Origin of the sequence: Lysobacter dokdonensis DS-58, from assembly GCF_000770795.1 — a bacterium.
GTDB lineage: Bacteria > Pseudomonadota > Gammaproteobacteria > Xanthomonadales > Xanthomonadaceae > Noviluteimonas > Noviluteimonas dokdonensis.
Map to the genome: position 1 here is coordinate 223,625 of NZ_JRKJ01000008.1, position 21,026 is coordinate 244,650.

Sequence of the window (21,026 nt, forward strand, 5' to 3'; positions counted from 1 at the left end):
CCGGACGCGGCCGGTTTGCTATAAGGGCGGCATGACATTCCGAACCCGCCTCCTCATCGCCGCGACGTGCCTGCTCCTGCAGTCGTGCGCCACCGCGCCGCGCAGCGCGAACGACGCACCTGTTGCCGCGGAGGGGCCGACACTCGCGTGGGGGCAGCTCCGGATGCAGCTTCCTTCCGGATGGGCCGTCGAAACCAGCGACGACGGCAGCAGCGCCATCGGCAAGTTGCCGGGCACCGAGGACGAAGTCAGCGTCACCGAATTCGGTTCGCGCGTCGCCGACGAAACGCCGGCCGAGCACCTGCAGCGCTACATCAAGGAACTCTCGGTCCCGGAGCCGCCCGAGGTCAGGAACGTCCTGCCGTTCACGCCGTTCGCGATGCCCGGCGGCCAACCCGCCACGACCCGGATCCAGGACCTCGGCGACGATGTGTTCGTCATCGAGTACGCCATCGCGCTGCCCGCCGGAAGGATGTTCACCATCAACTTCTACCGGATGGGCGCCCCCGGGCCGGAGACCGAGCGCTATTCGGACTTGATCCGCAACGCGCGTTTCGACTCGTCGGAATCGGACGAAACGTAAGCGTTCGAAGACTCAATCCTGGAGTTGGTAGCGCACGTCTTTCGTCCAGATCGGGCACCCCGGCGCTGCGACGTAGCGCGTCTGGCGCGCGTGCTCGATCAACAGTTGGTCGAGTGCACGATCGCGCGAACTGGTAACGAAATGCGCGTCGAAGGGGATGCCGTTGTCTTCCACCAGGACGCGAACCACGACGCGGCCCGCAACATCGTCGCCGGCCTTGCGTCGCCATGACTTGCGGATTGCATCGAACGCAGGCTGCGATTCCACGCGCCGCGCCGCGGCGCACTCCTCGGCGCTGCGCTCGGGTTGCGTCGTCGGTTTCGGATAAGGCCAGCCTGGAATCGCGGCCGTCGCCGATTGCGTGGTCGAAACGAGCAGGACGGCGAGCGCCGTCTTCCGGAGCGTATTCAAGTGCGGTCGTTCCCCGGCGCGTTGCGCGCCTTCCCCGGGCGGCATGGTAGCGAATCGGCCGGTCGCCAACGAAAAAGGCCACCGCGAAGGTGGCCTTTCGTCGAAATCTGGTGGGCGGTGCAGGGTTCGAACCTGCGACCCTTGCCGTGTGAAGGCAATGCTCTACCGCTGAGCTAACCGCCCGGGGTGCTTCTACCGCCGCGGGGCGGGGCAGGCGCGGCATTCTACGGAAGGCGGGGCATTCCGGCAACGGGTGGCGTGTGGTTCGTGCGGTTCGCACGCGGGCCGATTTTCGGCGACTATCCGCCTGTACGCTTCAGCTTGGGTGGGGACCCGGGCGGTTGTCGCGGGGCGTGCGCTACAGGGGGAAGTCCATGGTCGATTCGGCGCGGATGCAGCAGGTGCATCTGGTGTTGTTCGTGTTTTCTTCCGCGGTGCTGGCGGTGGTCGGGTGGCTCGAGGCGTCGAACGCCGCGCCGTCCGCGTTGTTGCCCGTCGTCGGCGTCGTACCGTTGGTACACCTGGCCATCGCGATCGGCGCGGGCAAGGGCAGCGCATGGGCGCAGCTGGGGTCGAAGCTGACGGGCGTGTATTTCCTCGCCCGTCGCTGGCGCCCTCACTCGATCTGATCGCGCGCGTACGCCGCGTCGAGGGTTTCCATCGCGTCCTTCGGCTTGGCCTTCGCGGCTTTTTCGAACGCGGTCGCGGCCGCGTCTTCCTGCTTGTCGCCGTGGAGCAGCAGCAGCACGTTGGCGTGCTCGACGTGCGCGATGGGCGAGTCCGGCGTCAGCTTCAGGGCGGTCTTGATGTGCGATTCGGCTTCGCTGGCCTTCGCGCCGTAGGTCAGGCCGCCGATCATCGCGCCGATCTTGCCGATGATTTCCGCGTGGTAGAGCGCCAGCGCGGTGTGCGCTTCGGCGTGCTTGGGCGCCAGGTCGAGCGCGGTGTCGAGCGAGGCGCGCACCTTGCCGGCGATGCCTTGCTTGAGCGCCTTGGCGATCGACAGGCCCTGGCTGTAGCGGCCGAGGGCGAAGGCATGGCGGTAGTGGCTGTTCGCCTCGCCCGGGAGCGCGGTGATCGCGGCTTCGGCCAGTTTGGCCGCGTGCTCGAAACGCTTGAGCTTCTCGGCGTCGTCGTCGACCAGGTAAGTCGCGTGGATGCCGATGGCCTTGGTGGCGACGGACGCGCCGACCGGGCCGAGTTTTTCGCCCGCGTCGAAGGCGGCCTGGAAGTCGCCGCGATGGAAGGCGCGCCATGCGTCCTGCAGGGCGGCGGCGAGCGCGTCGGCATCGAGTTTGGGCGCCAGTTTTCCCGCGGCTTTCAACAGCTTGGCGGCGTGCTTCGCATCCGGGAAGGGTTCGGCGTCGCCGGCGTGCAATTGCGGCCAGGCTTTCTTCAGCGCGTCGCCGGCGTAGGCGAAGGCTTTGGCGTCATGCGGGAACGGCGCCCATTTCGACTTGGCCATGCGGACCTTCCTGGATTCGATGGAAGCGGCAGCATCCCGCCGCGCGCGCGTCTTCGCAAGATGTCAGCGCCGCGCGTGGTGTGATTGCTCCATGGACGGCGCGGCATGGTGCGCGCCAGGAGACCCTCGATGACATCTCGCGAAACGACGTTCCGGCACGTGTGGCTCGCCGGGCTGGGTGTGTTGGCACGGTTGCGGCGCAGTGCCGATCGCATTGCCGGACGCGTGCAGGCCGAAGAGCTAGCGCCGCTCGAGCCGCCGTTCGTGACGACGGAGAAGGTGGCGAAGCGGAGCACGCATTCGTCGGGGTCGCGGCGCGCGGGCGAGCGGGATGCGCAGCGCCGCATTGCCGGCAAGGGGCGCTAGTCGATGTAAGCGCGGGTCAGCGTGTTGAGGTGCACGCGCTCGGCGTCGCGCAGGAACGGGGCGAGCAACATCATCACTTGCACGATGCCTGCGCGGATCGAGGCCTGTTCGTCCTTGTCGCCGCGCGCGGAGGCGTAGTTCAACCAGAATGTCGCGATGACCAGCACGTTGGTGGCGGCGGCATCGAGTTCATCGGCGCTCGCGCGCATCACGCCGGCCTGCGACAGGCCGCGCATCACGGTATGCGCCTGTTCGTCCGCGCGGCGCAGGATGCGCGCAAATCGGATCCGCAGGCGGCGGTTGCGGCTCAGGATGTTGGCGAGGTCGCGATAGAGGAACCGGTAATCCCAGATGCACTCGAACACCAGGTGCAACTGCAGCCAGATGTCTTCCAGCCCGGGCAGGCGGCCTTCCGGCGCGCCCAGCGCCGCATCGATGCGCTCTTCGTAACGGCCGAAGAGGTGCTCGATGATGTCGTCCTTGTTGCGGAAGTGGTAGTACAGGTTACCCGGGCTGATCTCCAGCTCGTCGGCGATGTGGTTGGTGGTGACGTTCGGCTCGCCCTGCGCATTGAACATCGTCAGCGACGCATCGAGGATGCGTTGTCGTGTCTGCCGGGCCATGTGCGCGGGCGGCCGCGGGTCAGGCGGTGAGTTTCTTGACCAGGTCCACGTACTTCTGCATGGCCTCGTCCTGCGCGGTGCCCTGCAGCTTGGCCCAGGCCTCGTACTTGGCGGTGCCCACGAAGTCGAAGAAGCCGGGCTTCGGGCCGGTGACGTCGCCCTCGGAGCCTTGCTTGTAGAGCGCGTAGAGGCGCAGCAGCGTGTCGTTGTCGGGGCGCTCGGAGAGGCCCTGGACATCCTTGGCGGCCTGTTCGAAGCGGGCTTTCAGGTCGGACATGGTGCGCAGGCTCCCGGGCGGCAGGCGGGCATCACAGCATGCGGTGTCGACGTTTTCAATACGCAGGGGAATTGTGGGGCCGTCTGCGGTCTGGCAACGTAGGCGCAGGACATCGGGGAGCACGCAGGACATGACCTACTTCGTCACAGGGGCCACGGGCTTCGTCGGCCGCCACCTGGTCAGCGCGCTGCTCAAGCGCAAGGGCCCCGTCCACGTCCTCGTGCGCAAGGATTCGCGCAAGAAGCTCGACGCCATCGGCGCGAAGATGGGCTGGGACATGAAGCGCATCGTGCCGGTGGAAGGCGACATGGCCGCCGCGAAATGCGGCGTGGCCGCCGCGCAATTGCGCGCGCTCAACGGCAAGGTCAAGCACTTCTTCCACCTGGCCGCCGTGTACGACCTCACCGCGAAGGCCGACGTGCAGCGCGTGGCCAACGTCGAAGGCACGCAACATGCGCTGGACCTGGCCGCCGCCATCGGCGCGGGCACGTTCCACCACACCTCGTCGATCGCCGCAGCGGGCCTGTATCCCGGCGTGTGGCGCGAGGACATGTTCGACGAAGCCGAGGGCCTCGACGACCCGTACCTGCGCACCAAGCACGACTCCGAAGGCCTCGTGCGCCGCGAGAAGCGCCTGAAGTGGCGCATCTACCGGCCGGGCATGGTGGTCGGTCATTCGCAGACCGGCGAGATGGACAAGATCGACGGGCCTTACTACTTCTTTTCCTTCATCAAGAAATTGCGCGAGATGCTGCCGCAGTGGATGCCGATGCTGGGCATCGAAGGCGGGCGCATCAACATCGTGCCGGTGGACTTCGTGGCCGATGCGATGGACCACATCGCGCACAAGCCGAAGCTGGACGGCCACACCTTCCACCTCACCGACCCCGAACCGATGCGGGTGGGCGAAGTGCTCAACGCCTTCGCGCGCGCGGGGCACGCGCCGGAAATGACGATGCGCATCGATGCGCGCATGTTCGCGTTCGTGCCGGGCGGGGTCCGTGCGGCCGTCGGCAATCTCCCGCCGGTGCGCCGCTTCATCGGCATGTTGCTGCGCGACTTCCGCATCCCGAAGGAAGTCTTGAAGTTCATCACCTATCCGACGCGCTTCGACAACCGCGAAGCCGAGCGTGCGCTGAAGGGCAGCGGCATCACCGTGCCGCGCCTGGACACGTATTCGTGGCGGCTGTGGGATTACTGGGAGCGCCACCTCGACCCCGACCTGTTCGTCGACCGCTCGCTCAAGGGCAAGGTGCGCAACAAGGTCGTGGTGATCACGGGTGGTTCGTCGGGCATCGGCTTGTCGACGGCGCAGCGCGTGGCCGAAGCCGGCGCGGTCACCGTCATCGTGGCGCGCGGCGAAACCGAGCTGTTCAAGGCGCGCGACGAGATGAAGGCCAAGGGCGGCAAGGTGTTCGCCTACACGGCGGACCTGGCCGACATGGCCGATTGCGATCGCCTGATCGCCACCGTGCTGAAGGACCACGGCCACGTCGACATCCTGATCAACAACGCCGGCCGTTCGATCCGTCGTTCGATCGAACTGAGCTACGACCGCTTCCACGATTTCGAACGCACGATGCAGCTGAATTACTTCGGCAGCCTGCGGTTGATCATGGGCTTCCTGCCGACGATGACCCATCGCCGCAAGGGCCACATCATCAACATCAGTTCGATCGGCGTGCTGGCCAATTCACCGCGGTTCTCCGCGTACGTCGCGTCGAAGGCGGCGCTGGATGCGTTCTCGCGCTGCGCGCAGGGCGAGTTGTCGGGCAAGGGCATCGCCTTCACGACGATCAACATGCCGCTGGTGAAGACGCCGATGATCGCGCCGACCAAGATGTACGACAGCGTGCCGACGCTGACGACCGAAGAAGCGGCCGACCTGTGCGTCAAGGCGATCATCGAACGCCCGAGCCGCATTGCCACGCGCCTGGGCATCTTCGCCTCGGTGATCAACGCGCTGGCGCCGAAGGCCTACGAGGTGGTGATGAACACCGCGTTCGAACTGTTCCCGGATTCGGCCGCCGCCAAGGGCGACAAGAAGGCGCTCAAGGGCGAGACCGAACCGAGCGGGGAGCAGATCGCATTCGCCGCGCTCATGCGCGGCGTGCATTGGTAGCGCTTAGAGCGTCGCGCACTGCTTGAAGCGCGGCGCCTGCTCGCTGTGTTCGGGCGGTTCGAGGTACACGCGGGCGGTGCGCAGCGTCGCGTAGCGCGTCAGCACGGTGCAGACGGCGTCGAAACGCTCGGTGGAGGTTTCGTCGACCTGCACCTGCAGCGTGGACTTCGTCGACCAGTTCGCGCGGTAGACGCCCGGCAGCGAGGACACGCGGCGCACGACTTCGGCGCGCTGCAGGTCTTCTTCCTCGGAGGTCATCGGCATCGCCGCCGCGCTCGCCGGTTGCTGCGGTGCGGTGGGCGCCGCGGCATCGGCTTTCGCGAGTTCGGGCGCGGCCGCGGCCGGGGTGGCGCGCATCGGCGAGGCGACCTGGGGGAGAGGCACCTCGTTGCCACCGAAGGTCGAACCGACCGCGACGCCGATCACCAGCGCCGCAGCCCACGAGATCCACACGAACATGCGCGCCCGCTTGCTGGCGTCCTTGCGCACGTCCTCGGCCAGGCTCTGTGGGAGCAGGGGCGCCACTTCGGGCCACAACGCGCCGCCATCGATGAGTTCGACGCGCGCCTCTTCGGCGGCCTTGCGGGCGTCGGGGTCGACCGAGCCGGGGGTGACGAGCAGCCCGCTGCGCGCGGCCTGGAACTTCATGGCGGCGACGAATTCGGACACCGATTGCTTCGACAACTTGTACGCCGAGCCGTGCTTGCAGCCCAGCAGGGCGCGTTCGCCGTTGCGCGTGAGCAGGAATTCTGTCTGCTGGCCGCGATCGGCTTCATCGTCGGGCGTGAGCACGTCGTAGCCGCGGTGCCGCATCGCATCGATCACGAAGTGCGAGAACTCACGCCAGCGCATCGCCGAGAGCGCGCGCACGCCGTTGAGGGCTTCGTCCTGGCGGCGGCGGATCGTCCAGAAGTAAATCGTGCCGAGCGCGCCGATGAGCGCGATGACGACGATGGCGACGACGATCGATGTCGCTGAAGGCATGCAGGGTCTGCGAACGGCGGGGGGCGGCGCATCTTACGCCAGCGGCCGCTGTACGCCGTGTAACACAGGTGTAAAAAAAGCCCGCCAGTCCGAAACCGTCAGGGGAGGGGAGCGACGGAAACGCGTTGGACTGGCGGGCGTAGCGGGTTGCGGGTCAGACGACGGCTTGCTTCTTGGTCGCCTTCTTGCGCGCGTGCTTGGCCGGCGCCCGGGCGGGCGCGGCGGAGGTGGTGGTACGGCGCGGAGAGACGCGGCGAAGCTCGGCAGTGAGCGCATCGACGCGATCGGCCAGCGCGCCGAGGTCTTCGCGATTGGGCACGCCGAGCTTGATCAGTGCGCGCTGGACGCGATCTTCGAACACCTTCTCGAGGCGATCCCAGGTGTCGGCGGCGCGTTCGCGCGCCTGGCCGACGCGGTTCTCGACGGCGTCGCGCACGACATCGGCGCGATTGCCCGCGAGCTTGCGCGCGGTCTGCTCCAGGTTCAGCCCTTCCTTGACCAGGCCTTCGAACAGGCGCGTGCCTTCGACCTGCGCGCGCCCGAAGGCGCCGACGCCGGCGAGCCAGATCTGCTGCGCCGATTCGCTGAGGGACTTCGTGAGCCGTTCGGCCTGCGCCTGTTGCGAGGCGCTGGCGGCGGCCGACTTGCGGGCGGTCTTCTTGGCGGCGGTCTTCTTCAGCTTGGCCATGGTGTGGCGTCCTTTGCGGGATTGCGACCCAGATTCCAGCGCAACGCTAGAGCATTCACACCAAGGTGGCGGGCTCAGCGTTGCGTCGCGATGAAATGGTCCACCTCGTCCAGCGCCCGGCGCAGGCGCGCGGTGGTTTCCGTGGCGCGCGGGCGCTTCGGGAGGCCGTCGACGATCGAGCGGGTCGCATCGTTGACGACCTCCTCGCGCAGCGACAGGCCGTGGGCCCGGAGCACGGGTTCGAGTTCGGCCGCACGCGCGCGCAGGTCGTCGAGCGTGTTGCGGTAGGCCAGCTCGCACACGCGGCGTCGCGCGGCGAAGGAGAAGACGTTGGTGAAGAACAACTCGCCGTCGTCGCTGTTGGGTTCGAAGACGAGCTGGTCGATGTTCGGATAGGTCTGCGCGTAACGCTGCAGGCCGACCTGCATGCGCGATTGCAGCAGCGTGCGGAAGGTCTGCGAGAGCACGACGGGCAGGCCGCCTTCCGAGAGCCGCGAATCGATACCGTCGGGCGCGCGGCGCGCGACGTTGGCGTCGAAGGGCACCAGCGGATTGATGCCGATCAGCAGGTCGACGCCTTTCTCCAGCAGCAGCGAGGCGTGCATCGTGCGGCGCAGCGCGCCGTCGACGAAATGCCGTCCGCGCACTTCGACCGGTGCATACAGGCCCGGTAACGCGGCGCTGGCCTGCACCGCGCGCGAGATCGGGATGTCGTCCCAATCGGTGTCGCCGAAACGCACGGCCTTGCCGCTGTCGAGCTCGACCGCCACGACGTACAGCGGCGCGGCCAGTTCGCGGAAATCGTTGCTGCGGCCGCGGCGCGTGAACACCTCGCGCAGGAAGCGCTCGATTTCCGTGCTGTCGAAGAAGCCCGTCGGCACCAGGCCGCCGAAGCGGTTGATCGCGTCCGACCAGCGCGAATCGCCGCGACGGAACACGATGTCGCGCCACCACTCCATCGCCAGCTTCGGCGCACCGGCGGCGCGGCGCATGTACTCGATGAAGGCCGGGCGCAGGAAGGTTTCCGGGCGGAACTGCACGTCGTCGCTGTCGCCGGTGATGAAGATCCGGCACATCTCGGCCGTGTCCATGCGGTTGGCCAGGCCCGCGGCGAGGAATGCGCCGGAGCTCACGCCGACGTAGCAATCCAGGCGCGTCAGGTCGAGGCCGTCGATGGCCTCGTCCATCGCGCGCAGGGCGCCGAGTTCGTACATGCCGCCGATGGGGCCGCCGCCCGCGACGGCCAGGCCGATCTTGGGAGGGCGGGGAAGCGAAGGGCGGTCGCGCGCCGTATGGAGGGAAAGCATCGGGCGAGTGTAGCGGCGGCCGCCGTGAAAAAAGCTCTTATGCTTCCCGGATGTCGCGCCACGCCGACCTCGTCCACCGCCTGCAGCGCCGCTTGGCGTGCCACCAGGCGTTGCACGACCCGGCGCGCGAGCCGCGCAACGGGCTGCGCTGGCTGCCGGAGGTGCGGCGCTGGCAGGCCGCGCGGCTGGAGCGCAGCTTCCGGCGCTTCCTCGACGACCCGCGCCGCGCCGCCGCCGCGCGTTTCTTCCTGACCGATGTCTACGGCGACCACGACTTCACCCGGCGCGACGCCGACATCGCCCGCGTGTTGCCCACGATGCAGCGCCTGCTGCCCAGCGCCTTGCTCTCGACCGTGGGCGACGGTATCGCGCTCGGCGCGCTGACCCATGCGCTGGATCTGCGGATGGCACAGGCGCTCGGTGCGATCTCGCCCAACGGGCGGCGCCTGGACGATGCGCGCTATTCGGACGCCTATCGGCACGTGGGCCTGCCGCGCCTGCGGGACCGGCAGATCGACCTGATCCGCGATGTCGGCCTCGGCCTGGGCGGCGCGTTGCGCATGCCGGGGATCACGCCATTGCTCAAGCTCTCGCGCGGCCCGGCGCATGCGGCGGGGCTGTCGGAGTTGCAGGGGTTCCTCGAACGCGGCGTGGCCGCATTCAAACAGCTCGGCGATGCCGATGCGTTCCTCGCGGAAATCCAGCGCGGCGAGCGGGAGATCGCGACGCGGTTGCGGGCCGGCGCGGCCGACCCGTTCGGCGTTTAGCCGGTCAGGCGAACTTTTCGTCGAGCACGCGGCGGATCTGCTCTTCGATCTGCCCCTTCATCATCGACAGCATGAACCCGAGCTGCGCGGTGACGTGCAGCGCGTCCTTTTCCAGCGCGATGTGCCCGTCCACGCCGGAGCGGGTGAAGTGCAGCGTGTCGCCTTCCCAGCGCGACTGCATGTCGAAGCGTTCATCGAGCTTGGCCGCGACTTCCTCGAGCGACTTGCGCGCCTTGGCCATCGGCTGGGAATGCGGGTGGCGGATATCGATTTTCGACATGGGTGCGTTGGGCCTGCGGACTTTCCTGCATTGTCTGCTAGATTGCCGCGCGGTGGATACCTTGCGATTGCGCTTTCCCGATTCCAACCAGCCCGACGCCGGCATCGGCCCGGGGCTGCACGGCATCGGCCGCTCGGCCGATGGCGCGCTCGCGCTCGTGCCCGAGGGCGGACGCATGCTCGCGCAGTTGTGCGTCGACCGCCGCGGCACGTGGCTCAAGCTCACGGACGGCGCACGCACCGTCCATGTCAACGGCCGCCCGGTGAAGCACATGGCGATGTTGCGCATCGGCGATGCGATCTACATCGACGGCCGGCAGGCGCTGCTGCTCGGGGTGCCGCGCGAACGCGACCCGTTGCCCGCGCCGGGCGGCGAGGGCGGTGATGCGCGCGTGCTGTTGCGCGGCGTCGGCGGCCAGTACCACGGGCGCAGCTTCACGCTGGACCGGCCGCGCCTGGTGGGCCGCGGCGTGGAATGCGACATCCGCATCGACGACCCCGCCTTCCCCGAACGCCATGCGCGCATCGACGTGCAGCAGGGCCAAGTCGTGCTGCGCGGCATCAACGGCGCCGAGCCCAGCCAGGTCAACGGCGAGCCAGCGCGCGAAGCGGTGCTGCGCACGGGCGACCAGATCGTGTTCGACGCGCACCATCGTTTCGTCGTTGAATCACCGGGGCGCCCGTCGCTGGTGCACGATGCGATGGCCCCGCCGTTGCCCGACGACATCGACCTCGAACATTCCGACGCGCCGCTGCGCTCCCCGCGCCCGGCGCGCAACGCACGCCGCCTGCCGTGGCTGCTGCTCGCCGCCGTACTGCTGGCGGCCGCGCTCAGCGCGATCTTGCTGTTCGGTACGCCCGGATAGCGCGCCAACCGAGCAACACCGCGAGGATGGCCGCGTACAACGCCGGCTCACGGATGTCGGACTTCACCAGCCACCAGAAGTGCAGCACGGCGAGCACGCCGATCGCATACACGAGCTTGTGCAGGCGCGCCCAGTTGCGGCCCAGGCGCTTGATCCAGCCCTTCGTCGAGGTGATCGCCAGCGGCACCAGCAGCAGCCATGCGGTGAACCCGACCGTGATGTACGGGCGCTTGGCGATCTCGGCGAAGATCGTCGTCCAGTAGCCGCGCAAGTCGAGCACCAGGTACGCGCTGAAGTGCAGGGTCGCGTAGAAGAACGCGTACAGCCCGAGCATCCGGCGGAAGCGGATGAGCACCGTCTGGTTGGTCAGCTGCCGCAACGGCGTGATCGCCAGCGCCAGCATCAGGAAGCGCAGCGCCCACAGGCCGAGGAAATGTTCGATCTCGGCGACGGGGTCCGCGCCCAGGCCGTTGCCGGTGAGCGCGACTTCGCGGATCTTCAGGCCGATCCACACCGCGGGCAGCAGGGCGAGTGCATGCACGACGCCCTTGGCGATCGCGACCGCCTTCAAAACCACTTCCTGAGATCCATCCCCGCGTACATCGACGCGACCTGCGGTCCGTAGCCGTTGAAGGGCTTGGTCGGAATTCGGTCGGCGAACAGCTTGCTCGCCGTGCCCGCGATGCGGCGCTCGGTCTTCTGGCTCCAGCGCGGATGGTCGACCGCCGGATTGACGTTGGAGAAGAACCCGTACTCGTCGGGCTGCATGGCATGCCACGCGGTCTCCGGCATCTTCTCGACGAACTCGATGCGCACGATCGACTTGATGCTCTTGAACCCGTACTTCCACGGCACGACCAGCCGCAACGGCGCGCCGTTCTGCTGCGGCAACGGTTTGCCGTACAGGCCGGTGGCGAGCAAAGCCAGCGGGTTCATGGCTTCATCGATGCGCAGGCCCTCGCGATACGGCCAATCGAGGATCGGCGAACGGATGCCCGGCATCTGCGCGGGGTCGCCGAGGGTGACGAAGGCGACGTATTTCGCCTTCGACGTCGGCTGGAAGCGCTTGAGCACGGAGGCGAGCGGCACGCCCAGCCACGGGATCACCATCGACCAGCCTTCGACGCATCGCAGCCGGTACACTCGCTCTTCGGGCTTGAGTCCCTTCAGCAGATCATCGAAGGACACCGTACCGGGCTTTTCGCATTGCCCATCCACGATCACGCGCCACGGCCTGGTGCGCAGCGTCTTGCGCGCCTGCGACGGGTCGGCCTTGCCGCTGCCGAACTCGTAGAAGTTGTTGTACGAGGTCACGTCTTCGTAACGCGTCAGCTCCTCGGTGGTGCGGAAGCCCGACTTCGCCTGCTCGGGCGTGATCGCGACTTTCGAGGGTGGAGGCGGCGGCGCGGCTTCGCTGCAACCGGCCAGCGCGAGCGCGGGCGTCGCGGCGAAGGCGGCGAGCAGCCGGCGGCGGTCGGCGTACACCGCTTCGTCGGTGATTTCGGACGCTGGAATGCGCAGGGCATCGCGCAGGGACATGGCCGGCTTCCTCGGGGTCGATGGAATCAGTTACGCCTGAAAGCGTCGAGCGGATGCGAATGGCCGAGTGTCCGCTCGAATTTCGGTGTTGCATACTGCCGGCAACCCACATAGCGACGAGTCTTCGATGCCACGCGCCTGGAACTTCAGTGCCGGTCCCGCCACGCTCCCCGAACCGGTGCTGCGCACGGCGCAATCGGAAATGCTGGAATGGCGCGATGCGGGTGCGTCGATCGTCGAAATCAGCCATCGCGGCCCGGAATTCATGGAAGTGGCCGCCGCTGCCGAAAGCGCACTGCGCACGCTACTGTCGGTGCCCACCGATTACGCGGTGCTGTTCACCCAGGGCGGCGCCACCACGCAGCAGGCGCTCATCCCGCTGAACTTCGCAGCCCCCGGCCAACCGGCCGACTACGTCATCACCGGCCACTGGGGCAAGACGGCGATGAAGCAGGCGCAGCCGGTGATCGCCACGCACGTGGCCGCCACCAGCGAAGCCGACAATTACCGCTCGATCCCCGCCCGCGACACCTGGCAATTCGCGGCCGATTCGGCCTACGTGCACATCACGGCGAACGAGACCATCCACGGCGTCGAGTTCCGCGACATCCCCGACACCGGCGACATCCCGTTGATCGCCGACTTCAGTTCCTCGATCGCGAGCGAGCCGCTGGATATCTCGAAGTTCGGCATCGTCTATGCCGGCGCGCAGAAGAACCTCGGGCCGGTGGGCATCAGCGTCGCCATCGTGCGCCGCGACCTGCTGGAACGCGCCGGCCAGCCGCGCGCCGACATCTTCGACTATCGCTCGCAGCTCAAGGCGGAGTCGATGCTCAACACGCCGCCGACGTGGAACTGGTACATGCTGGGCCTCAACGTGCAATGGATGCTCGACGAAGGCGGCGTGGCCGAGTTCGCTCGTCGCAACGCGCGCAAGGCCGCGCTGCTGTATTCGGCCATCGACGGCTCCGGCGGTTTCTACCGCAACGAGGTGCAGCCGGCGGTGCGCTCGCGCATGAACGTGCCGTTCTTCCTGCGCGACGAAGCATTGGAAAAGGCGTTCCTCGCCGAATCGAAGGCGGCCGGATTGCTGGCATTGAAGGGACATCGTGCGGTGGGTGGCATGCGCGCGTCGATCTACAACGCCATGCCGGAGGCCGGCGTGCAGGCGCTGGCGGATTTCATGCAGGACTTCGCGACCCGAAATGGCTGACAACACGCCCCACGACGCAGCGCCGCTGGACCTGGCGAAAGTCCGCGAGCAGATCGACGGCATCGACCGCAAGATCCAGGCGCTGATCGCCGAGCGCGCGCAGTTCGCGCGGCAAGTGGGCAAGGCGAAGGGCAAGCTCGCGGCGGCGGTCGATTACTACCGCCCCGAGCGCGAAGCGATGGTGTTGCGCGGTGTCGTGGACCGCAACGACGGCCCGCTGGCCGACGACGTCCTGGTGCGCCTGTTCCGCGAAATCATGTCGGCGTGCCTGGCGCAGCAGGAGCCGTTGAAGATCGGTTATCTCGGGCCGGAAGGCACGTTTTCGCAGCAGGCGGTGCAGAAGCATTTCGGGCACTCGGCGAAGGGCTTGCCGCTGGCGAGCGTCGAAGAGGTGTTCGATGAAGTCGCGGCGGGCCACGCGGATTTCGGCGTGGTGCCGGTGGAGAACTCGGGGCAGGGCACGATCCAGTCGACGCTCGACCTGTTCCTCACCTCGCCGCTGAAGATCTGCGGCGAAGTCGAACTGCGCGTGCACCAATATCTGCTGTCGCGCACGGGCCACATCGAAGACATCGAGCGCGTGTATTCGCACCCGCTGTCGCTCGCCCAATGCCGTTCGTGGTTGCGCCAGCATGCACCGAATGCGGAAAAGCTGCCGGTGGCGAGCAACGCCGAAGCCGCCCGACGCGCGCGCAACGCGGACGATGCGGCGGCCATCGCCGGCGAGAACGCGGCGCACGTTTATGGCCTGAAGATCGTCGCCGGCCCCATCGAGGACCGCCCCGACAACACCACGCGCTTCCTCGTCATCGGCCGCAACATGTTCCCGCCCTCGGGCAACGACCGCACCTCGCTGATGGTGTTCGTCCGCGACCAGCCGGGCGCGCTGTTCCGCGTGCTCGAACCCTTGTCGCGCCGCGGCGTCAGCATGAACCGAATCGAGTCGCGCCCCGCGCACACGGGGTTGTGGCAGTACGCGTTCTTCATCGACGTCGGCGGCCACGTGGACGAAGCGCCATTGAAGGACGTGCTGGAGGACCTGGCCGACTTCGCGGAGGACGTCACCGTGCTCGGGTCGTATCCGGTGGCGGTGCCGTGAATTTCGACGGGCTCTGCGTGCCGGCGCTGCAAGGCCTGCGTGCGTACGATCCGGGGCACGACCTGGTCGCGTGGCGGCGTCGCGTGGGGCCCTCGCTCGTCGAGCTGGGGTCGAACGAGAATCCTTGGGGCCCGTCGCCTGCGGCGCGTGCGGCGGTGCTCGATCAACTGCACGCGATGCATCGCTATCCCGATCCGCTGGGGGGCGACCTCAAGCGGGCGCTCGCCGCGAAGCACGGGGTTGGCCTCGAACAGTTGATCCTCGGCAATGGCTCCCACGAACTGCTGATGCAACTCGCACAGGTGTTCGCCGGCGCGGGCGATGAAGTGGTCGCGTCGCAATTCGGGTTCGCCGTGTATGCGATCGCAACGCAGGCGGCGGGCGCGGCCTTGCGCGTGGCGCCCGCACTGCCGCGCGACCACGCGACGATGCCGCGCGGCCACGATCTCGATGCGATCGCCGATGCGGTCGGCCCGCGCACGAAGCTGGTGTTCCTCGCCAATCCGAACAACCCGACCGGGACGCACTTGGGCATCGCCGCGCTGTCGCGTTTCCTGGAACGGATTCCGCCGAACGTGCTGGTCGTCGTCGACGAGGCCTACGCCGAGTTCGTCGAGAGTGGTGAGTCGGCGCTGTCGTTGCTCGCATCGCATCCCGGACTGATCGTCACCCGCACCTTCAGCAAGGCCTATGCGCTGGCCGGGTTGCGCATCGGTTTCGCCGTCGCGCATCCGGCGTTGATCGCCGTGATGGAGCGCGTGCGCGAAAGCTTCAACGTCAACCACATGGGCCTGGCGGCGGCCGAAGCCGCGCTTGGCGATGGCGAACATCTGCAATGGGGTTTGGCGCGCAACGCCGAAGAGCGCACGCGCCTGGCCGATGCGCTGGCGACGCGCGGTTGGTTCGTGCATCCATCGCAGACCAACTTCCTGCTCGTCGAATTCGGCGCGCGGGCGGGCGCCATCGAAGCGGGCCTGCTCGAACGCGGCGTCATCCCGCGCCCGATGGGCGGCTACGGGTTGCCCGAGTGCCTGCGCATCACCATCGGCGACCGCGACGAAAACCGTCGATTCCTCGACGCACTGGACCACCTCGCATGACCAACGCCACCCCGCGCGAAGATTGGTTCGCCTCCGCCGGCGGCCCGTTGCGCGGCGAACTGCAGGTGCCCGGCGACAAGTCGGTGTCGCATCGCGCGATCATGCTCGCGGCGCTCGCCGACGGCACCTCGCGCATCGAAGGTTTCCTCGAAGGCGAAGACACGCGCGCGACCGCGGCGATCTTCGAACGCATGGGCGTGCGCATCGAAGTGCCGGAGGCGAGCACGCGCGTCGTGCACGGCGTGGGGATCGATGGCTTGCAGGCGGCGTCGAGCGCGCTGGATTGCGGCAACGCCGGCACCGGCATGCGCCTGCTTGCGGGCTTGCTGTCGGGGCAGCGCTTCGACAGCGTGTTGACCGGCGACGGTTCGTTGTCGCGCCGGCCGATGCGGCGCGTGCTGGATCCGCTTGCGCGGATGGGCGCGTCGATCGCGGCGCACGACGGGTTCCCGCCGCTGAAGATCGCCGGCGCGCAGGCGCTGCGCGGCATTTCGTATTCGTCGGAGATCGCGAGCGCGCAGGTGAAGTCCGCCGTGCTGCTCGCCGGTCTGTATGCGAAGGGCGACACCGAGGTGCGCGAGCCGCACCCGACGCGCGATTACACCGAGCGCATGTTGCGCGCCTTCGGCTGGCCGATCGAGTTCTCGCCGGGCGTCGCGCGCCTGCGCGGCGGCCATCGCCTGCGCGCGACCGACGTGTCGGTGCCCGCGGATTTCTCGTCGGCCGCGTTCTTCCTGGTCGCCGCGTCCGTGATTCCCGGTTCCGACATCGTGTTGCGCGGCGTGGGCATGAATCCACGCCGCACCGGCCTGCTGCGCGTGCTGCGCGCGATGGGCGCGCATGTCGACATCGAAGCGATGGGCGAGCAAGGCGGCGAAGCGGTCGCGGACCTGCATGTGCGCCACGCGCCGCTGCATGGCATCGACGTGCCCGTGGATGCGGTGCCGGACATGATCGACGAGTTCCCGGCGTTGTTCGTCGCCGCGGCGTGCGCATCGGGCGCCACGCGCGTGCGCGGCGCGGCGGAACTGCGCGTCAAGGAATCCGACCGCATCGCGACGATGTCGTGCGGCCTGCGTTCGATGGGGATCGCGGTGGAAGAGACCGAAGACGGCGCGACCATCCACGGTGGCGCGCTGCATGGCGGCCACGTGGTGTCGCACGGCGATCATCGCGTGGCGATGGCCTTCGCGATCGCGGGGCAGGTGAGTTCGGGCGAAGTGCAGATCTGCGACACGGCGAATGTCGCCACCTCGTTCCCGGCATTCGACCAGCTGGCGCGCAGCGCCGGCTTCGCACTGCGCGCGGATTGAGCGCTACAGCTTGAATTCGATCGGCACGACGACTTCGCCGGCGACCGCCTGGCCGCCGCGTTGCGCCGGACTGAAGCGCCACTTGCGCACCGCTTCCAGTGCCGCGCGATCCAGGTCGCGCGACTGGCTGCTGCTCTCGATGCTGACGTTGGTGGGCACGCCGTCGGCGCCCACGCTCACGAGCACGCGCACCGTGCCGGTTTCGCGCATGCGCAACGCGCGTTGCGGATAACGCGGGGCGGGTTTCGAAATCGGGATGGGGCTGGCGTCGGACACCGCGGGCGCGGCGGCCGGCGGCGGGGCGGCCGGCGCTGCTGCGACGGGCGCTTCGCGACGCGGGGCGTCTTCGAGACGCGGGCGCTCGGCGAGCGCCTCTTCGTCGGGTTCCTCCAGGCCGCTCGCGCCGTCGGCGCCGCCCGCCATGGGGGCGGGCAGGGGTGCGAAATCGGGGCGATCGGCCGTGGCGCGGACCGGCGCCGGCGATGTCGAGCGCTGGCCCGACCACACGACCAGGAACAACACCAGGCCCGCAAGGATGGCGGCGGCGATCATCGCCAGGCCGCGGCCCGAGGGACGCCATGCGCGCAAATGGGCGCCGAACGAAGACGGATGAGTCGACATGCGCCCGATTCTGTCACGGGCCCGCTGTACCGCCGGTCGGCAAGCGGCCGGCGATCCCTTCATAATTCAGCCTCCGTATCGAATCCCCCGTGGCCCCATGCTCGACCCCCACCTGTTGCGCACCCAGACCGCCGAACTCGCGGCCAAGCTTTCGACCCGCGGTTTCGAACTGCCGGTGGCGGCCATCGAATCGCTGGAAGCCGACCGCAAGCGCCTGCAGGTGCGCACGCAGGAATTGCAGAACCTGCGCAACACGCGCAGCAAGGCGATCGGGCAGGCCAAGGCGAAGGGCGAGGACGTCGCGGCGCTGATGGCGGAAGTCGCCTCGTTCGGCGAGGAACTCAAGGCCTCGGAAGTCGAACTCGAACGCCTCCGCGGCGAGCTCGACGCGATCGCGCTCGGCATCCCCAACATTCCCTACGACGACGTGCCGCAAGGCGACGACGAGGCCGGCAACGTCGAGCAACATCGCTGGGGCACGCCGCGCGCGTTCGACTTCGAAGTGAAGGACCACGTGCAGCTCGGCGAGCGCAACGGGTGGCTGGATGCCGAAACCGCCGCGAAACTCAGCGGCGCGCGCTTCACCGTGCTGCGCGGCCAGCTCGCGCGGCTGCATCGCGCGCTCGCGCAGTTCATGGTCGACCTGCACACCAACGAACACGGCTACGAAGAAACCAACGTGCCGTTGCTCGTCAACGCGGACTCGATGCGCGGCACGGGGCAGTTGCCGAAGTTCGAGGACGACCTGTTCGCCACCGCCATCGGCGGCGACGAACCGGGCAGCAGGCGCTACCTGATCCCGACCTCCGAAGTGCCGCTGACCAACATCGTGCGCGACGTGATCGTCGACGACGCGCGCATGCCGCTGCGCATGACCGCGCATTCGATGTGCTTCCGCGCCGAAGCCGGCAGCCATGGCCGCGATACGCGCGGCATGATCCGCCAGCATCAGTTCGAGAAGGTTGAACTGGTGTCGATCGCGCGCCCGTCCGAATCGGCCGACGAACACGAGCGCATGACGCGCTCGGCCGAAGTCGTGCTGGAAAAACTCGGCCTGCCGTATCGCCGCGTCCTGCTGTGCACGGGCGACATGGGGTTCGGCGCGGCGAAGACCTTCGATCTGGAAGTCTGGCTGCCCTCGCAGGACACCTACCGCGAAATCTCGTCGTGCTCCAACTGCGACGCCTTCCAGGCGCGCCGCATGCAGGCCCGCTGGCGCAATCCGGCGACGGGCAAGCCCGAACCGGTGCATACGCTCAACGGCTCGGGTGTCGCCGTTGGCCGCGCTTTGATCGCGGTGATGGAGAACTATCAAAACGCCGACGGCACCATCGCGGTGCCGTCGGTGTTGCGTCCTTACATGGGTGGCGCCGAAGTCATCGGCTGACGCTTACGCGGCTTCCAGCACGCGCTCGGCAATCGACGCGTGCGCCGACTTCAACGCATCGACGCGATGCTGGTCGGAATACGCCACGCCTTCGGCACGCACGAACTCGATGTCGGTGACGCCGAGGAACCCGAACACCTGGCGCAGGTAGGCTTCCTGGAAATCCGCCGGGCTGCTGTCGCCGTAGACGCCGCCGCGGCCGCTGGCCACGATCATGCGCTTGCCGGTCGCCAGGCCTTCCGGGCCGTTCTCGGTGTAGCGGAACGTCTTGCCCGCCACCGCGACGCGGTCGATCCAGGCCTTCAGCGTGGACGGCACGCCGAAGTTGTACATCGGGGCGCCGATCACGATGACGTCGGTGGCCAGGAACTGGTCCATGATCGCGTCGCCCTCGGCCTTGGCGGCCGTATCCACGCCCGTCAGCACCGGCCCGGTGAGGTGGGGCAGCGGGTTGGCGTCCAGGTCGCGATAGTCGACGGTCAGGCCCGGCACGGCCGCCTGCCAACGCGCGACAATCGCCGCACTCAGCTCGCGGGTGACGGAGTTGGCGCCGAGGGCGCTGGTGTCGAGATGCAGGAGTTTCATGGCCGATCCTCAGATCCGTGCAGCGGGGTTGCTGCGTTGGGGGGAACTGTAGGCCGTTGCATTGGTGGGATAAAGATGGTCAAATGCCACGCATCGTTGCAATCGTGGCAACAGTCCGGAGGCGGTCATGCAGGACCTCAATGATCTCTATTACTTCTCCGCGGTGGTCGACAACGGCGGTTTCGCCGCCGCCGAGCGCGCGCTGGGCATTCCGAAGTCGCGCTTGAGCCGGCGCATCAGCGCGCTCGAGAACGAACTGGGTGTCCGCCTGCTGCAGCGTTCGACGCGCCGCTTCGCCGTCACCGACGTCGGCAGCGCCGTGCATCGCCACGCGCAGACCATGCTGGAAGAAGCCAAGGCCGCACGCGAGGTGGTCGACCGCCTCAGCTCCGAGCCGCGCGGCACCATCCGCCTCAGCGTGCCGGTGAGCTTCGCGCAGGAAATGATTCCGCGCCTGATGCCCGAGTTCCTCGCCAAGTACCCGCAGGTGCGCGTTCAACTGCACGTGAGCAATCGCCGCGTGGACGTCATCAACGAAGGCTTCGACCTCGCCATGCGCGTGCGCAACAAGCTCGACGACGACGGCAGCCTGGTGATGCGCACGTTCGGGCAGATCCAGGAATTGCTGGTGGCCAGTCCCGGCTATCTCAATCGCATGGGTCGCCCGAAGGACCCCGACGAGCTGAAGGACCACGTCACGCTCAGCATGAACGAGGACGAGGCGCGCCAGCGTTGGGACCTGCAGGACGCGGCCGGCGAAACGCGCCGCGTCGAACTCAAGCCGCGCCTGGCGGGCTTCGATTTCCCGATGTTGATGGCGCTCGCGCGGCAGGGCATCGGCATCACGATGCTGCCGGAAACCGTCTGCGCCGATGCGATCCGCAATGGCGAGCTCGAAGTCGTGTTGCCCGAATGGCGCCTGCCGCAGGGCATCGCGCACTTGGTGTTCGCATCGCGTCGCGGCTTGCTGCCAGCCGTGCGCGCCATGATCGATTTCCTCGCCGAGCGCATGCCCGTGCTGATCGAGGAGTCGCGCCTGCATTGCCGCAACTGCCCGGGCGGGGAGAAGCACCCGATCCCGCAGGTCGACCGGCGCAAGCCGGCCGGGGCGACGGCGGCTGCGCCGCGCTGAACCTGCGCGTCAATGGCTGAGCTGGCGGCCGCGGTTCGGATCGTAGAACTGGGCCGCCGTCAGCAACGCGAACGCGCGTGATTGCAGCTCATGCTCGACGCGTCGCCGCAGGGTGGGGTCGAGCAGATCGGGCTCCAGCACGCCGAGCCAGTTCACTTGCGAGCCCCGCAGCGCGTCGATGACCGGACCGCGTTGCAGCAGGTAATGCCCCTGATAGCAGCGATACACGTTGAGCAGGTTCGACGTCATGGCAATCGGCCTTGTCGAGGTTGAGAGTGGCCGTGCATTTCGCCAATGAA

Annotated in this window: 25 protein-coding genes and 1 tRNA gene; 12 read left to right on the plus strand and 14 right to left on the minus strand. The window is 68.0% G+C overall.

Going from position 1 to position 21,026, the window contains the following annotated elements; translation table 11 throughout:
* Positions 1-31: 31 nt before the first annotated feature.
* Positions 32-583 carry a hypothetical protein gene (locus tag LF41_RS08215; RefSeq protein ID WP_036168384.1) on the plus strand — a complete coding sequence of 184 codons (552 nt, stop codon included), beginning with the start codon at positions 32-34 and terminating at the stop codon, positions 581-583.
* 12 nt (positions 584-595) lie between these two features.
* On the opposite strand, the gene LF41_RS08220 is transcribed toward LF41_RS08215, so the two are convergent.
* Positions 596-994: an energy transducer TonB gene (locus LF41_RS08220; RefSeq protein WP_152599950.1), complete on the minus strand. Its 399-nt coding sequence runs from the start codon at positions 992-994 to the stop codon at positions 596-598.
* A gap of 108 nt (positions 995-1,102) precedes the next feature.
* Positions 1,103-1,177: transfer RNA gene (locus LF41_RS08225), tRNA-Val, on the minus strand.
* Positions 1,178-1,368: 191 nt separating this feature from the next.
* Here LF41_RS08225 and LF41_RS08230 point away from each other — a divergent pair.
* On the plus strand, positions 1,369-1,623 hold the full coding sequence (locus LF41_RS08230) for a hypothetical protein (protein ID WP_036168388.1): 255 nt from the start codon (positions 1,369-1,371) through the stop codon (positions 1,621-1,623).
* On the opposite strand, the gene LF41_RS08235 is transcribed toward LF41_RS08230, so the two are convergent.
* Positions 1,611-2,459, minus strand: coding sequence for a tetratricopeptide repeat protein (locus LF41_RS08235; protein WP_036168390.1), 849 nt, complete (start codon positions 2,457-2,459; stop codon positions 1,611-1,613). The two genes, LF41_RS08230 and LF41_RS08235, sit on opposite strands and share 13 nt — an antisense overlap.
* Positions 2,460-2,588: 129 nt before the next feature.
* Between LF41_RS08235 and LF41_RS08240 the strand changes: the two genes are divergently transcribed.
* A complete protein-coding gene (locus LF41_RS08240; protein WP_152599951.1) occupies positions 2,589-2,825 on the plus strand; it encodes a hypothetical protein in 237 nt (78 codons plus the stop codon).
* Here the strand turns inward: LF41_RS08240 and LF41_RS08245 are convergent.
* Together LF41_RS08245 and LF41_RS08250 are read right to left on the minus strand one after the other, a co-directional pair.
* Positions 2,822-3,448, minus strand: coding sequence for a TetR/AcrR family transcriptional regulator (locus LF41_RS08245; protein ID WP_036168394.1), 627 nt, complete (start codon positions 3,446-3,448; stop codon positions 2,822-2,824). The genes LF41_RS08240 and LF41_RS08245 overlap by 4 nt on opposite strands.
* 19 nt (positions 3,449-3,467) lie before the next feature.
* A complete protein-coding gene (locus tag LF41_RS08250) occupies positions 3,468-3,725 on the minus strand; it encodes an acyl-CoA-binding protein (RefSeq protein WP_036168396.1) in 258 nt (85 codons plus the stop codon).
* Positions 3,726-3,855: 130 nt separating this feature from the next.
* On the opposite strand from LF41_RS08250, the gene LF41_RS08255 reads away from it, so the two are divergent.
* Positions 3,856-5,847, plus strand: a complete 1,992-nt coding sequence (locus LF41_RS08255; protein ID WP_036168399.1) for an SDR family oxidoreductase — start codon at positions 3,856-3,858, stop codon at positions 5,845-5,847.
* A 3-nt stretch (positions 5,848-5,850) separates the two neighbouring features.
* Here LF41_RS08255 and LF41_RS08260 read toward each other — a convergent pair whose 3' ends face one another.
* The 3 genes from LF41_RS08260 to LF41_RS08270 all read right to left on the minus strand — a co-directional run bounded on the left by LF41_RS08260 (position 5,851) and on the right by LF41_RS08270 (position 8,826).
* Positions 5,851-6,831, minus strand: coding sequence for a restriction endonuclease (locus LF41_RS08260; RefSeq protein WP_036168401.1), 981 nt, complete (start codon positions 6,829-6,831; stop codon positions 5,851-5,853).
* Between the two features lie 154 nt (positions 6,832-6,985).
* On the minus strand, positions 6,986-7,519 hold the full coding sequence (locus LF41_RS08265) for a phasin family protein (RefSeq protein ID WP_036168402.1): 534 nt from the start codon (positions 7,517-7,519) through the stop codon (positions 6,986-6,988).
* A 74-nt stretch (positions 7,520-7,593) separates the two neighbouring features.
* Positions 7,594-8,826: a patatin-like phospholipase family protein gene (locus LF41_RS08270; protein ID WP_036168403.1), complete on the minus strand. Its 1,233-nt coding sequence runs from the start codon at positions 8,824-8,826 to the stop codon at positions 7,594-7,596.
* 50 nt (positions 8,827-8,876) lie between these two features.
* Here LF41_RS08270 and LF41_RS08275 point away from each other — a divergent pair, with 50 nt between their 5' ends.
* Positions 8,877-9,593 (plus strand): DUF8198 family protein, encoded by a 717-nt coding sequence (locus LF41_RS08275; RefSeq protein ID WP_036168405.1) that lies wholly within the window; start codon positions 8,877-8,879, stop codon positions 9,591-9,593.
* Positions 9,594-9,597: 4 nt separating this feature from the next.
* Here LF41_RS08275 and LF41_RS08280 read toward each other — a convergent pair whose 3' ends face one another.
* The gene (locus LF41_RS08280; protein ID WP_036168406.1) at positions 9,598-9,873 is read right to left on the minus strand and encodes a polyhydroxyalkanoic acid system family protein; all 276 of its coding nucleotides are present in this window, start codon (positions 9,871-9,873) and stop codon (positions 9,598-9,600) included.
* Here LF41_RS08280 and LF41_RS08285 point away from each other — a divergent pair.
* Complete coding sequence (locus LF41_RS08285; RefSeq protein ID WP_084073466.1) at positions 9,872-10,738, plus strand: FHA domain-containing protein; 867 nt, start codon at positions 9,872-9,874, stop codon at positions 10,736-10,738. The two genes, LF41_RS08280 and LF41_RS08285, sit on opposite strands and share 2 nt — an antisense overlap.
* Here the strand turns inward: LF41_RS08285 and LF41_RS08290 are convergent.
* A complete protein-coding gene (locus LF41_RS08290) occupies positions 10,704-11,315 on the minus strand; it encodes a protein-methionine-sulfoxide reductase heme-binding subunit MsrQ (protein WP_036168408.1) in 612 nt (203 codons plus the stop codon). The genes LF41_RS08285 and LF41_RS08290 overlap by 35 nt on opposite strands.
* Positions 11,306-12,277: a protein-methionine-sulfoxide reductase catalytic subunit MsrP gene (msrP, locus tag LF41_RS08295; protein WP_036168411.1), complete on the minus strand. Its 972-nt coding sequence runs from the start codon at positions 12,275-12,277 to the stop codon at positions 11,306-11,308. Before msrP ends, LF41_RS08290 begins: the two co-directional genes overlap by 10 nt.
* 127 nt (positions 12,278-12,404) lie before the next feature.
* Here msrP and serC point away from each other — a divergent pair, with 127 nt between their 5' ends.
* From serC to aroA, 4 genes are read left to right on the plus strand one after another with little or no spacing between them, the layout of a single operon-like run.
* Positions 12,405-13,490 (plus strand): 3-phosphoserine/phosphohydroxythreonine transaminase, encoded by a 1,086-nt coding sequence (gene serC, locus LF41_RS08300; protein WP_036168412.1) that lies wholly within the window; start codon positions 12,405-12,407, stop codon positions 13,488-13,490.
* Positions 13,483-14,589 carry a prephenate dehydratase gene (gene pheA, locus LF41_RS08305; protein ID WP_084073468.1) on the plus strand — a complete coding sequence of 369 codons (1,107 nt, stop codon included), beginning with the start codon at positions 13,483-13,485 and terminating at the stop codon, positions 14,587-14,589. Before serC ends, pheA begins: the two co-directional genes overlap by 8 nt.
* Positions 14,586-15,689: a histidinol-phosphate transaminase gene (hisC, locus tag LF41_RS08310; protein WP_036168416.1), complete on the plus strand. Its 1,104-nt coding sequence runs from the start codon at positions 14,586-14,588 to the stop codon at positions 15,687-15,689. Before pheA ends, hisC begins: the two co-directional genes overlap by 4 nt.
* Entirely contained in the window at positions 15,686-17,002 is a 1,317-nt protein-coding gene (gene aroA / locus LF41_RS08315; protein ID WP_036168418.1) for a 3-phosphoshikimate 1-carboxyvinyltransferase, read from the plus strand. Before hisC ends, aroA begins: the two co-directional genes overlap by 4 nt.
* Before the next feature lie 3 nt (positions 17,003-17,005).
* Here aroA and LF41_RS08320 read toward each other — a convergent pair whose 3' ends face one another.
* On the minus strand, positions 17,006-17,623 hold the full coding sequence (locus LF41_RS08320; RefSeq protein ID WP_036168419.1) for an energy transducer TonB: 618 nt from the start codon (positions 17,621-17,623) through the stop codon (positions 17,006-17,008).
* A gap of 97 nt (positions 17,624-17,720) precedes the next feature.
* Here LF41_RS08320 and serS point away from each other — a divergent pair, with 97 nt between their 5' ends.
* Positions 17,721-19,010: a serine--tRNA ligase gene (serS, locus tag LF41_RS08325; protein WP_036168421.1), complete on the plus strand. Its 1,290-nt coding sequence runs from the start codon at positions 17,721-17,723 to the stop codon at positions 19,008-19,010.
* A 3-nt stretch (positions 19,011-19,013) separates the two neighbouring features.
* On the opposite strand, the gene LF41_RS08330 is transcribed toward serS, so the two are convergent.
* Positions 19,014-19,595: an FMN-dependent NADH-azoreductase gene (locus LF41_RS08330; protein ID WP_036168423.1), complete on the minus strand. Its 582-nt coding sequence runs from the start codon at positions 19,593-19,595 to the stop codon at positions 19,014-19,016.
* A gap of 127 nt (positions 19,596-19,722) precedes the next feature.
* On the opposite strand from LF41_RS08330, the gene LF41_RS08335 reads away from it, so the two are divergent.
* The gene (locus LF41_RS08335; protein WP_036168425.1) at positions 19,723-20,727 is read left to right on the plus strand and encodes a LysR family transcriptional regulator; all 1,005 of its coding nucleotides are present in this window, start codon (positions 19,723-19,725) and stop codon (positions 20,725-20,727) included.
* A gap of 9 nt (positions 20,728-20,736) precedes the next feature.
* Here the strand turns inward: LF41_RS08335 and LF41_RS08340 are convergent, their stop codons facing one another.
* Positions 20,737-20,976: a hypothetical protein gene (locus LF41_RS08340; RefSeq protein WP_036168427.1), complete on the minus strand. Its 240-nt coding sequence runs from the start codon at positions 20,974-20,976 to the stop codon at positions 20,737-20,739.
* Between the last annotated feature and the right edge of the window lie 50 nt (positions 20,977-21,026).